The organism is Rhodomicrobium udaipurense JA643, from assembly GCF_000636015.1.
GTDB classification, from domain to species: Bacteria; Pseudomonadota; Alphaproteobacteria; order Rhizobiales; family Rhodomicrobiaceae; genus Rhodomicrobium; species Rhodomicrobium udaipurense.
This window is the reverse complement of sequence record NZ_JFZJ01000031.1, coordinates 18,323-30,857: the sequence shown is the minus strand read 5'-3', so window position 1 is coordinate 30,857 and position 12,535 is coordinate 18,323. Positions and strand designations below refer to the sequence as shown.

The window sequence follows — 12,535 nt, the reverse complement described above, 5'->3', positions numbered from 1 at the left end:
ACGAGCGTCAAGTGGCCTGCCGCCAGCGACGAAACGCCGACGATATGCACGTCGTTTTCCACCGCCTGCCGCGCCACCTCGGCGGGCGTCGCGAACAGCGCGCCAATGTCCACGTCGAAGCCGAGATCCGCGAACGCCGAAGCGATCACCTTCTGGCCGCGGTCGTGGCCGTCCTGACCGACCTTTGCGACGAGCAGACGCGGGCGGCGACCGTCTTCCTTCTCGAACGCCTGGCACATGGCGATGACATGCGGGACCTTGTTCTCCATCGAGCCAACCTCCGCTCGGTAAACGCCCGAGATGGCGCGTGTTTCCGCCCGATGGCGGCCGTATACCTTTTCGAGCGCGTCCGAAATCTCGCCGACCGTGGCCATTGCGCGGGCCGCGTCGACCGCGAGCGCGAGCAGATTGCCCGAGCCGCTTGCCGCGGCGTTGGTGAGCGCTTCGAGCGTCGCCGCCACTTTCGCGCCGTCGCGTTCAGCGCGCAGACGTTCCAGCTTCTCGATTTGTGCGGCGCGCACCGCCGAATTATCGACCTTCAGCACCTCGATGGGCGCTTCGTCGACCGGCTGAAATCTGTTCACGCCGACGATGATCTGCTTGCCGCTGTCGATGCGAGCCTGCGTGCGCGCGGCCGCCTCTTCGATGCGCAGCTTCGGAACGCCCGCGTCGATGGCCTTAGCCATGCCGCCGAGACGCTCGACCTCTTCGATGTGCTCCCACGCCTTCTTCGCAAGCTCGTAGGTGAGCCGCTCGACGTAATAGCTGCCGCCCCACGGGTCGATGGTGCGCGTGGTGCCGGTTTCGTATTCGATGAAAAGCTGCGTGTTGCGCGCGATGCGGGCGGAAAAGTCGGTCGGCAGCGCCAGCGCCTCGTCGAGCGCGTTGGTGTGAAGCGACTGCGTGCCGCCATGCGTTGCCGCGAAAGCTTCGACGCAGGTGCGCGTCACGTTGTTGAACACGTCCTGCGCGGTGAGCGACCAGCCGCTCGTCTGACAGTGCGCTCGAAGGCTCATGGACTTCGACGACTTCGCGCCTTCGGCCTTCATGAGCCGCGCCCATAGCGCGCGACCTGCGCGCATCTTGGCCACTTCCATGAAGTAGTTCATGCCGATGGCCCAGAAGAACGACAGGCGCGGCGCAAACGCGTCGATGCCGAGGCCAGCGGCCTTGCCCGCTCGGGCGTATTCCACGCCGTCTGCCAGCGTATAGGCGAGTTCGAGGTCCGCCGTCGCGCCCGCTTCCTGCATGTGATAGCCGGAAATCGAGATCGAGTTGAACTTCGGCATGTTCTGGGACGTGTAGGCGAAGATGTCCGAGATGATGCGCATCGAGGGCAGGGGCGGATAGATGTAGGTGTTCCGCACCATGAACTCTTTGAGGATGTCGTTCTGGATCGTGCCCGAAAGCTGCGCGGGCTTTACGCCCTGCTCCTCGCCCGCCACGATGAACAGCGCAAGGATCGGCAGCACCGCGCCGTTCATGGTCATGGACACGCTCATTTCCGACAGCGGGATGCCGTCGAACAGCGTGCGCATGTCGTAGATCGAGTCGATGGCTACGCCCGCCATGCCGACGTCGCCGCGAACGCGCGGGTGGTCGCTGTCATAGCCGCGATGGGTCGCGAGATCGAACGCGATGGAGAGGCCCTTCTGGCCCGCCGCGAGGTTGCGGCGATAGAAGGCGTTCGAGTCCTCGGCGGTCGAGAAACCCGCATATTGGCGCACCGTCCAAGGTTGCTGGACGTACATCGTCGGGTACGGCCCGCGAAGGAACGGGGCGACGCCCGGATAGGTGTTGAGGAAATCCAGGCCGTCGATGTCGTCCGGGCCGTAGGCGGGCTTGAGCTTGATGCCTTCCGGCGTCTCGGCGGGCGCGCCGAAAGAACTGCCCGCAAGGCTCGGTGTCTGCCACTCGATCTTCGAGAAATCCGGCAACGGAGAATCGGTCATCGTTCGCTTCCAAGTATCCCACAGGTCAACCGGCGGCGGGTCGATCACCCAAGCCGCGCGTTGACCGATGCATTTCAAGACGCCCCGCTCTGGCACCGCCGAGGAGCGTGGCCTTCGTATTTACAACCTCAGGCTTCGTCGAACGCGCCGAAGTTTTCATCCTCCGCCTCGAGTCCGGCGGCTTCGGCCAGCTCCTCGACGCGCAGGATGCGTTGCGCTTCCTCAAGCACGGCGAGCGCATTGCAGCCTTCGTAGATAAGCCGGTCCACCGCCGTCTGGTCATTGGGATCGAGCGACGCGAGAAGCGAAGCCGGACCGGCGAGATAGACGTGGCTTGCGCCCGCACGCTTCAGCGCGGCTGCGGCTCCCTTCAACTCGCCATAGGCGGAGTTGGACGAGCAGAGGCAGGCGATTGGCGCAGGGCTCTGCTTGAACGCAGCCGCGAGTTTTTCGACGTCGGTGAAGCCTTCCTCGGGCAGAACGGCCTCGATGCCGCCCGCCGCAAAGAAGCTCTGCACCCAGAGCGAACGCGCGCGATAGTCCGACGGCGAGCCGAGCAGCGCGAGGAACACGGGCGGTCTGGAGCCGATGCTGGCGAGCGCGAAATCGGCGCGCTGGCGCAGCACTTCGAAGGGTTCGGCATCGCGTCTTGCGACGTCGAGCGCGCCGCCTGCGATGATGTCGCATACGATGCGCGAGGCGGAATGCAGCTCCGCCAGCGGCACGCCGCGCGCGGCGGCCGAAATGAGCGCCGCGAAGCGTTCGCCCGCGCCGGGTGCGGGAAGCGCGAAATCGACGGTCGGGTGCGCTTCTTCCATGATGATTGCGGCGGGCTCTTCGAGAGCAATCTTCTCATTGAGGTTCGGGAAGACCGAAACGCCGGTGATCCTTTCCTTGCGGTGAGCGATGGCACGCTCGCGCTTCTCGGCCGTCTGTCGCAGGCGTTCCGCGACGAAGCCGCTTTCGAGTGCCTTCAAGAGGCCGCCCTTGGCTTCCACCTCGCGGAACAGCGCCCAGGCCGACGCCGCGAGCTTTTCCGTCAGCGTTTCGACATAGGCGGACCCGGCTGCCGGATCGGCGACGGCCGAAAGCCACGCCTCGCTCTGAAGCACGAGCCCGGTGTTGCGCGCGATGCGGCGCGAAAGAGGCGTGGGCTCCGTCGCTGCTTCGTCGAACGGGTAGACTTCGATGGCGGTAGCCCCGCCGATGGCCGCACCGAACACGCTCGCGGTGGCGCGCAGCATGTTTACCTGCGGATCGTAGGCGGAGAGGATGCGGGGCGGCATCTTCGCGTAGAGAAGGATATGCTCGTTTGACGCGATACCTGCCGCCTCATGGGCGCGCGCCCAGAGAAGGCGGATCGCCCGGAACGACGCGATGGTGAGGAACAGGTCGGCGGACGCGCAAAGCTTGAAGCCGATGGCTCGCGACGCGTCTTCGCGCGACAGCCCAGCCGCTTCCAGCGCGCGCCAGTAGGCGACGGCGGCGGCGAGCGTAAGCGCGAGTTCGTCCACCGCGGAACCGCCCGCGCCATTCCACGCGCGGCTCGATGCGAGGAACGGCGTGACGAGGGGAAAGCGCTCGCGAATGGCAAGCGCCGCGTCGACTGTATCGGCGAGCGCGGCTTTCCGATCTGCCGGCACCTCGCCCGACATGGCGAAAACGGTGAGCGGATCGAAGCCTGCAGTGCCCACGATGGTCTTGTCCGCCTTTGCGAGGAGCAGAGCGGCGTCGGCGGGAGAACTGCCAGGCGCGAGGAATACCGGAACACCGGCACCTGCAACAGCCTTCAACTCGGCGGCCTTGCGAATCGCTGGGCCGTTGTTGAGGTCGAGGCTCAGCGCCGTCGCGCCGTTCGCCAGATCATCGGCCAACTGCCGCTCCGCGTCGGCGAGCGACGCGCCTGCTACGGGCTGCACGATGAGCCAGCCGCGCTGGCCATGCCGCGCGGGCGACGTCGCGGCGCCGGTATAAAGCGGCGACGTTGCGAAGCCTTCATAAAGCTGATTTTCGAGCACGCGGAAAGGTGCGCCCTTCAGCGCCTTGTCCACGATGGCGCGCCAGTCCGCTTCGGACGCTGGCGGAAATTCTTTGGCGAGTGCGAAATGTTCCATAGCGGCGCATGATAGTGATGCGTTCCGTCTCAGTCCACCGCCGCGGGATCGATTTTTGGCTTTTTTCGGGGCACGGCACCGCGCCTTAAGGCCGCGTTCGCTGCGGCGGCATTACGCGAAAAGGGCCTCGTCGCCGCTCGTGGAATGCGCGTTCGTGTACACTCGCTTCCACGCCGTTGTTGAAACATCGCCCACTTCCTTTATAACGCGTCGAAACCCGAGCGCCAGAAGTATGCCCAAACGCACAGATATAGACTCCATCCTCATCATTGGGGCTGGCCCGATTGTTATCGGCCAGGCCTGTGAATTCGACTATTCCGGCACGCAAGCCTGCAAGGCTTTGCGTCAGGAGGGATATCGAATCATCCTCGTGAATTCGAACCCCGCCACGATCATGACCGACCCTGATCTGGCGCACGCCACCTATATCGAGCCGATCACGCCCGACATGGTGACGAAGGTGATCGAGCGGGAACGCCGCGAACACCCGGACGAGCGCATGGCCTTGCTGCCCACGATGGGCGGCCAGACCGCGCTCAACACCGCGCTGAAGCTCGCGCGTGACGGCGTGCTCGATCGCTTCGGCATCGAGCTGATCGGCGCAAATGCCGACGCCATCGACAAGGCCGAGGATCGCCAGCTTTTCCGCGAGGCGATGAAGAAGATCGGCCTCGCGACGCCGAAATCGCGGCTTGCGCAAACCCTCCAGGAAGCTATCGACGCGCTCGAACACGTGCCGTTGCCCGCGATCATCCGCCCGTCCTTCACGCTTGGCGGCACCGGCGGCGGCATCGCGTACAACCGCGAGGAATATCTCCACATCTGCGAGCGCGGCCTCGAAGCCTCGCCCACGACGCAGATTCTCGTCGAGGAATCCGTCCTCGGCTGGAAGGAGTACGAGATGGAGGTTGTCCGCGATAGAAAGGACAACTGCATCATCATCTGCTCCATCGAGAACGTGGACCCGATGGGCGTGCATACGGGCGATTCGATCACGGTCGCGCCCGCGCTGACGCTGACCGACCGCGAATATCAGATCATGCGCAACGCCTCCATTGCGGTTCTGCGCGAGATTGGCGTCGAAACCGGCGGCTCGAACGTGCAGTTCGCCGTGAACCCGGAGGACGGCAAGCTCGTCGTCATCGAGATGAACCCGCGCGTGTCGCGGTCGTCGGCGCTTGCGTCCAAGGCGACGGGCTTCCCCATCGCCAAGGTGGCCGCGAAGCTCGCCGTCGGCTACACGCTCGACGAACTCGACAACGACATTACCAAGGGCGCGACCCCCGCCTCCTTCGAGCCGACCATCGATTACGTCGTCACGAAGATTCCCCGGTTTGCGTTCGAGAAGTTCCCCGGCGCACCGACGACGCTTACCACGTCCATGAAATCGGTCGGCGAGGCGATGGCCATCGGCCGCACCTTCCACGAAAGCCTGCAAAAGGCGCTTCGCTCCCTGGAAACGGGCCTCACCGGTCTTGACGATTACCTGCTCGAAGGGCTCGGCAAGGGCGACGACAAGAACGTCATCCGCGAGGCGCTCGGCACGCCGTCGCCCGACCGGCTCCTCAAGGTTGCGCAGGCACTGCGCATGGGCGTCGATCACGAGCAGATCCACGCACTGTGCCGGATCGATCCGTGGTTCATCGAACGGCTCCAGGAAATCGTGGACGTGGAGGCGAAGGTTCGCGAACACGGCCTGCCGCAAACCGAGCGCTCCTTCCGCGAATTGAAGGCCATGGGCTTCTCCGATGCACGGCTTGCCGCGCTCTCGGGTCTCACGGAAGCCGAGGTCGCGGAGAAGCGCTGCGCGCTGAAGGTGTTCCCCGTTTACAAGCGCATCGACACCTGCGCGGCGGAATTCCCCTCGCCGACACCGTACATGTACTCGACCTACGAGAGCCCGCTTGCAGGCCGCGAGATGTGCGAGGCCGCGCCGTCAGCCCGCGAGAAGATCATCATCCTCGGCAGCGGCCCGAACCGCATCGGGCAGGGCATCGAGTTCGACTATTGTTGTTGTCACGCGGCCTTCTCGCTGTCGAAGGCGGGCTACGAGACGATCATGGTCAACTGTAACCCGGAGACCGTCTCGACCGACTACGACACCTCAGACCGCCTCTATTTCGAGCCGCTGACACCGGAAGACGTGCTCGCGATCATCGAAAAGGAAGCCTCGAACGGCAAGCTCAAGGGCGTGATCGTGCAGTTCGGCGGCCAGACGCCGCTGAAGCTCGCGCAGACGCTCGCCGACCGCGGCGTGCCGATCCTCGGCACCTCGCCCGATGCCATCGACCTCGCCGAGGACCGCGACCGCTTCAAGGTGCTTATCGAGAAGCTCAACCTGCGCCAGCCGCAGAACGGCATCGCCTACTCCATCGAGCAGGCGCTTGCGGCAAGCGAGGCAATCGGCTTCCCCATCGTGGTGCGGCCGTCCTACGTGCTCGGCGGCCGGGCCATGGCCATCATCCCGAACCAGTCGTCGCTCAAGGACTATTTCGACACGACGCTCGCGGCCTTCGTGCCGCCGGACGTGCATCATCGCTTCGGGGGCAACCGCCACGCGGAAGTGAACGCCGTTCTCGCGAAGAACGCGCTCCTGCTCGATTCCTATGTGCGCGATGCGACCGAGGTCGACGTCGACGCCATCTCGGATGGTACGGATGTGTTCATCGCGGGCGTGATGGAGCATATCGAGGAAGCGGGCGTGCATTCGGGCGACAGCGCGTGCTCGCTCCCGCCGCATTCGCTCTGCGAGGCCACCTTGCGCGAGCTTGAGCGCCAGACCGCCGACATCGCCCGCGCGCTGAACGTGGTCGGGCTCATGAACATCCAGTACGCGGTGAAGGACGGCGACGTTTACGTGCTGGAGGTTAACCCGCGCGCGAGCCGCACCGTGCCGTTCGTCGCGAAGGTGATCGGTTATCCGGTCGCGGCCATCGCGGCGCGTGTCATGGCTGGCGAGAAGCTCGCCGACATGAACCTCAAGCACCGCGCCAACGTGCAGCATGTGGGCGTGAAGGAAGCCGTGTTCCCGTTCGAGCGGTTCCCGGAGATCGATCCTGTCCTTGGGCCGGAGATGCGCTCCACGGGCGAAGTGATGGGCATCGACAAGACCTACGCCGTCGCCTTCGCCAAGGCGCAGCTCGCGAGCGGCAGCCGCCTGCCGACCGCCGGAACGCTGTTCGTGTCGGTGAAGGAATCGGACAAGCATCGCATCGTTCAACCCGTCCGCGACCTCGTGGAAATGGGCTTCAAGGTGCTCGCCACGCGCGGTACGGCGCGGCACCTCGAAGCGCAAGGCATCCCCTGCACCCGCATCAACAAGGTGCTCGAAGGGCGGCCGAACATCGTGGACGCGATGAAGAACCGCGAAGTGGATCTCGTCTTCAACACGACGGAAGGAGCGAAGGCACTTGCCGACAGTTCCACGATCCGTCGTACCGCGTTGATGTACAAGATTCCTTACTACACGACGATCGCTGGCGCGCTCGCCGTGACAAAATCAGTTGCGGCAATGCGCGCTGGCATCCTTGAAGTTCAGCCTCTGCAGAAATATATCGCCTAAACTGTGTGTGCCGGTGCCGGAGGGCGGTCCGGCATGCGCTGTTTTTGTCGAATTCCACTTTCAGATGGATGAACGGTTCCGGGGGGACTTTCTCCGGACCTGGGGAGAATTGGGGATGAGCGAAAAAGTGCCGATGACTGCCCAGGGGCATGCAGCGCTTGAGGCCGAGCTTAGAATTTTGAGGAGCGTCGAGCGGCAGCGCATCATCAAGGCAATCGCAGAGGCGCGGTCGCATGGCGACCTGTCCGAAAATGCGGAATATCATGCCGCGAAGGAAGCGCAGGGCATGAACGAGGCGAAGGTCGCCGATCTTGAGGACAAGCTCAGCCGCGCCGAGGTGATCGACATCTCCAAGCTTTCCGGCGAGACCGTGAAGTTTGGCGCGACGGTGACGCTCGTCGACGAGGACACCGAGGAAGAGGTGAAATATCAGATCGTCGGCGATCTCGAAGCCGATGTCCGCAACGGGAAGGTTTCCATCGGTTCGCCGATCGCGCGCGCGCTCATCGGCAAGAAGGCGGGCGATTCGGTCGAGGTGAACACGCCACGCGGCGCGAAGTCTTACGAGATTTTGAAAGTCGCATTTCTCGGCTGAGCCGCAAGCTTCACCGGACACAAACGGAGATATCCTCCGCACCAGCAAAGCCGCCGTTTACGGCGGCTTTTTTATGCCCCCGCCAACGCTTTTTTGAGCGATTTGGTAGACTTTCACTCTAAAGCGGTTTTGTAGGACAAAGCGCCACCCAAATTACCGCTTTTAGGGAAATTTTCTTTCAGCGCGATGCACCGCGCAATTCGATCTTTATTTCGAGCGCAAGCGTCCGTCACCGACTTTTCCGTGTATGTTAACGCGCATATCTAGAGGCTTTGGGCAAACGCCTCAGCGGGAAAGCGCTTACGAGACTATGAACGCAGTCGTACGAGAATTGGATCGTTCTTCCGATCTAGCATATCTTGCGAAAACATTGAACGAGGCGCTGGCGGAGGCGGAAAACCTGTCCTCACGCCTGCAAGCAATAGAAAATACAATTGCCGGCCGCGTTCTCTTTTCGACAAGTCTCGGGTTGGAGGATCAGGTTCTCCTTCACGCCATCGCCAAGGCACAATCGCGGATCGAAGTCTTCACCCTCGACACCGGCAGGCAGTTTCCTGAGACCTACGACGTCCTTTCGCGCAGCGAGCGCGTTCTCGGCACGCGCATCCGCGTCGTCTTTCCAGATGCGGGCGACGTGGAGGAACTTGTCGCGCGGGACGGCATTTTCGGCTTTCGCTATTCGGTCGAGCAGCGCAAGGCGTGCTGCCATGCCCGCAAGGTTCTGCCCCTCCAGCGCGCGCTCGACGGCGCGGCCGGGTGGGTGACGGGCGTTCGCCGCGAGCAGTCCACGACGCGGGGCGAGACGCCTTTCGCGGCGTTCGATGCCCAGCAGAATCTCATCAAGCTCAACCCGATCGCGGATTGGACGCTCGAACAGGTGGAAGCCTACATCGCCGAGCACAACGTGCCCGTGAATGCTCTCCATGCGCACGGCTTCCCGTCCATCGGCTGTCAGCCCTGCACACGCGCCATCGAGCCGGGAGAAGACATCCGGGCAGGTCGCTGGTGGTGGGAAGACGAAAACCGCAAGGAATGCGGCCTGCATAACCGTCCCGGCGGTTCGAGAAATTTTTAATTCGCTTCGAGAGACCTTCCACCCCATGACCAAACCCCTATCCCATCTCGACCTGCTCGAAGCGGAAAGCATCGCGATTCTCCGCGAGTCCGCCGCGCAGTTCAAAAAGCTCGTCTTCCTTTATTCGGCGGGCAAGGACTCGACCGCGCTTCTTCACCTCGCGCGCAAGGCGTTCTGGCCGCAGAAGCCGCCCTTTCCGCTCCTCCATGTCGATACGACGTGGGAGTTCAAGGAAGTGATCGAGTTTCGCGACCGCACAGCCGAGCGCTTCGGCCTCGATCTTCTCGTGCACATCAACGAGGACGGCGTCGCCCGCAACATCAACCCGGTCGATTATTCGCCGTCTGTTTATACCGACGTGATGAAGACGGTGGCGCTCCGTCAGGCGCTCGACAAATACGGCTTCGACGCGGCCATCGGCGGCGCGCGCCGCGACGAGGAAGCCTCCCGCGCGAAGGAACGCGTGTTCTCGCTGCGCTCGGCCGGCTACCGCTGGGACCCGCGCAAGCAGCGCCCCGAGATGTGGAACATCCTCAACGGCCGCCTCGGGCAGGGCGAGACGATGCGCATTTTCCCGCTGTCGAACTGGACCGAAAAGGACGTATGGCGCTACGTCGCCCGCGAGAAGCTCGATGTCGTGCCGCTGTACTTCGCGAAGGAGCGCCCCGCGATTGAGCGCGACGGACAGGTTTTCGTCATCGGTGACGACCGTCCGTTCCTGAAGCCAGGCGAGACGCCGCGTCCGATCAAGGTCCGTTTCCGCACACTCGGTTGCTGGCCGGTCACTGCCGCCGACAAGTCCGACGCCTCGGATATCGACGCTGTGCTCAGCGAAACGCTGGCCGCGCGCAATTCCGAGCGGCAAGGCCGCCTCATCGACCACGACACAGTCGGCGCAATGGAGCGCAAGAAGGAAGAAGGATACTTCTGATGCGCTTTGACACATCCGATGCATTTGCAGGCGCCGAACCAGCGTCAGAAAACGAAGCCTACAGGAAGCCTCCCGTGACTGAGCGCAAGACTGCCCCGGAATTGAACGGCATCGTCCGCCTTCTCACCTGCGGTTCCGTGGATGACGGCAAGTCCACGCTTATCGGCCGCCTTTTGTGGGATGCCTCGCCGCTTTACGACGATCAACGCGAAAAGCTCCTCAAGGAGACGGCAAGCCTCCACGGCGCGAGCCGCCCCGACTTCAGCCGCCTCGTCGACGGCCTCGTCGCCGAGCAGGAGCAGGGCATCACCATCGACATCGCGTGGCACTATTTCGACACGCCGCATCGCCGCGTTGTCATCATCGACTCGCCCGGCCACGAGCAATATACGCGCAACATGGCGACGGGCGCGTCGCATGCCGACGTCGCGGTGCTGCTCGTCGACGCGCAGGCGGGCATCAAACGGCAGACGCGCCGCCATCTCGCGATCCTCGACCTCGCGGGCGTTCGCAAGGTCGTGCTCGCGGTCAACAAGATGGACCTGATCGGCTGGGACAAGGAGCGCTTCGACGCCATCGTCGACGACTTCGTAAGCTCCGTCGCGCGCTTCCCGAGGCTGTCGTGGATCGCGATCCCGGTTTCGGCGCTGAACGGTGACAACGTAGCGACGCGCTCGCAGGCCATGAGCTGGTACAAGGGCCCGACGTTCGTCGAACACCTCGAAACGGTCGGCTCCCGTGCGGACAACGCGCATGAGTCGTTCCGCATGCCGGTGCAAATCGTGCTGCGCGACGGCAAGGGCTTTCGCGGCTTTGGAGGCCGCATCACGGCGGGCACTATCAATGTCGGCGATGCCGTGTCCGACGCGCTTTCCGGCCGTTCGAGCACCATCGCCAGCATCCGCACGATGGACGGCGACCTCGAAGCGGCGCGCAGCGGTCAATCGGTGGTGATCGAGCTTGCCGATCATATCGATGTGAGCCGTGGCAGCGTGCTGACAACCGAAAAGGGCGAGGTGCGGACCGGGCGCAGGCTTGAAGCACGCATCGTCTGGCTTGCGAACGAGCCGTACTCCAACACGCAGGGCTATCTGCTGCGGACGGCCACGGACATGGTTCCGGTGGTCTCGTTGAAGATCCTTGGCCGCCTCGATCTCGACACGTTGGAACTGAACGCGGCCGCTACGCTTGAGCCGAACGGCATCGCGGAGGCGCGCATCGATCTCGCGCGGGCCATCGCCGCCGACCGCTTCACGGACCATCGCGGCACCGGCGCGTTCGTGCTGGTCGATGCGGTGACGGGCGCGGCTGTGGCGGGCGGCGTCATCCGCGAGGTGAGCGCGGGTGTTGCGGCCGACAAGGGCGCGTTCCTGCTGTCGAGCGAATTGTTGTGGCGCGGCCTGTGCTCCGACCTTGCCAATGCGGATGATACAGACGGCGAGTTCCGCCGCCGCGCGAACGAGGTTGCGATCATACTGCGCGCGGCCGGCGTCCCGGTGGAGTTTGCGGCTTAGGCAAGGGCCGCCTGTCATGGCTGAGAGAACGCAATCGAGCTTCTCGCCCGGGCTCCGAGCGAGAAGGACGCTTGTCTTCCTACAACGCTGCGCCGCAATCCGACGCGGCGCGACGTTGCAAGTTGCTGTTGTCTATCAAGTGGCCTGATCTAACGATTGTCCGCTTGCGAGCGAACGGCGGACAGCCCTAACGGGGAGATCCGATAGGGACCACCGGCCGAGGACCGTATCAGGCCGCGGCGACGCAGTTTATTGAAGACGGCGAGTGAGCAATCGACAAGACGATACCCGTCGCGGGTGATGCACTCGGCGAAGATTATGGATTTGCCGTTTCGGACATGACGAATATATCCGCCTTGTGCCAAGGCGTGCAGCGTCCGCTGCTCGTATTTCGAGATATTCATTGGGAGACTCGATGCAAAGACCGCAATAGCTCACCGTGCCACGACTGCAAAAGCAGCCTGACTTTTCAGCAAGCGCGTGGTGTTCGCTTCAGCGCGAACAGTCAGCGGTCTATGACAATCTCCAGCATCCAGCCTCCATCAGATCAGCCTGCGTTAAACCGCACTCGATTTTGACGCAGAGAAGCTAACCGACAACGAAAATCTCCAGCGTCGCGCCGCGTCTGAACGGTACGATGCTGTAGAAGCTTGAATGATTACTCCGAGATGCGTCGAAGTCAATTCGGTGCGGTGATTTGCTCCCTGCGTGGTGCATTGTCGTCACGCAAAGTGAATCCGCATGGTCAGCAGGTGCCATTCTTTTGGGAATGCATGCAGTTGGAAGTTGGAT

8 protein-coding genes are annotated in these 12,535 nt (G+C 63.3%); 5 read left to right on the top strand and 3 right to left on the bottom strand.

The annotated features are described in order from the left end of the window. The coding region (gene scpA / locus T281_RS06860) for a methylmalonyl-CoA mutase (RefSeq protein WP_037236257.1) at nt 1–1,952 on the bottom strand (1,952 nt) is incomplete at its 3' end. A 128-nt stretch (nt 1,953–2,080) separates the two neighbouring features. Next, on the bottom strand, nt 2,081–4,066 hold the full coding sequence (locus tag T281_RS06855) for a methylmalonyl-CoA mutase family protein (RefSeq protein WP_037236239.1): 1,986 nt from the start codon (nt 4,064–4,066) through the stop codon (nt 2,081–2,083). A 232-nt stretch (nt 4,067–4,298) separates the two neighbouring features. Between T281_RS06855 and carB the strand changes: the two genes are divergently transcribed. From carB to T281_RS06830, 5 genes are all read left to right on the top strand, one after another. Beyond that, nucleotides 4,299–7,628, top strand: a complete 3,330-nt coding sequence (carB, locus tag T281_RS06850) for a carbamoyl-phosphate synthase large subunit (protein WP_037236236.1) — start codon at nt 4,299–4,301, stop codon at nt 7,626–7,628. 115 nt (nt 7,629–7,743) lie between these two features. Further along, nucleotides 7,744–8,223, top strand: coding sequence for a transcription elongation factor GreA (gene greA / locus T281_RS06845; protein WP_037236233.1), 480 nt, complete (start codon nt 7,744–7,746; stop codon nt 8,221–8,223). A 247-nt stretch (nt 8,224–8,470) separates the two neighbouring features. Continuing rightward, nucleotides 8,471–9,298 carry a phosphoadenylyl-sulfate reductase gene (locus T281_RS06840; protein ID WP_338053299.1) on the top strand — a complete coding sequence of 276 codons (828 nt, stop codon included), beginning with the start codon at nt 8,471–8,473 and terminating at the stop codon, nt 9,296–9,298. A 25-nt stretch (nt 9,299–9,323) separates the two neighbouring features. Then, the gene (gene cysD / locus T281_RS06835) at nt 9,324–10,229 is read left to right on the top strand and encodes a sulfate adenylyltransferase subunit CysD (protein ID WP_037236227.1); all 906 of its coding nucleotides are present in this window, start codon (nt 9,324–9,326) and stop codon (nt 10,227–10,229) included. Between the two features lie 74 nt (nt 10,230–10,303). Further along, the gene (locus tag T281_RS06830) at nt 10,304–11,743 is read left to right on the top strand and encodes a sulfate adenylyltransferase subunit 1 (RefSeq protein ID WP_245269175.1); all 1,440 of its coding nucleotides are present in this window, start codon (nt 10,304–10,306) and stop codon (nt 11,741–11,743) included. 149 nt (nt 11,744–11,892) lie between these two features. Here the strand turns inward: T281_RS06830 and T281_RS18195 are convergent, their stop codons facing one another. Next, nucleotides 11,893–12,147: a YjhX family toxin gene (locus tag T281_RS18195; RefSeq protein ID WP_081796652.1), complete on the bottom strand. Its 255-nt coding sequence runs from the start codon at nt 12,145–12,147 to the stop codon at nt 11,893–11,895. Nucleotides 12,148–12,535 lie beyond the last annotated feature (388 nt).

Bases quoted from the DNA above. Each gene is read 5' to 3' on its own strand.
- T281_RS06840 (WP_338053299.1), top strand. From the start codon at position 8,471: ATGTTAACGCGCATATCTAGAGGCTTTGGGCAAACGCCTCAGCGGGAA.
- carB (WP_037236236.1), top strand. From the start codon at position 4,299: ATGCCCAAACGCACAGATATAGACTCCATCCTCATCATTGGGGCTGGC.
- cysD (WP_037236227.1), top strand. From the start codon at position 9,324: ATGACCAAACCCCTATCCCATCTCGACCTGCTCGAAGCGGAAAGCATC.
- greA (WP_037236233.1), top strand. From the start codon at position 7,744: ATGAGCGAAAAAGTGCCGATGACTGCCCAGGGGCATGCAGCGCTTGAG.
- T281_RS18195 (WP_081796652.1), bottom strand. From the start codon at position 12,147: ATGAATATCTCGAAATACGAGCAGCGGACGCTGCACGCCTTGGCACAA.
- T281_RS06855 (WP_037236239.1), bottom strand. From the start codon at position 4,066: ATGGAACATTTCGCACTCGCCAAAGAATTTCCGCCAGCGTCCGAAGCG.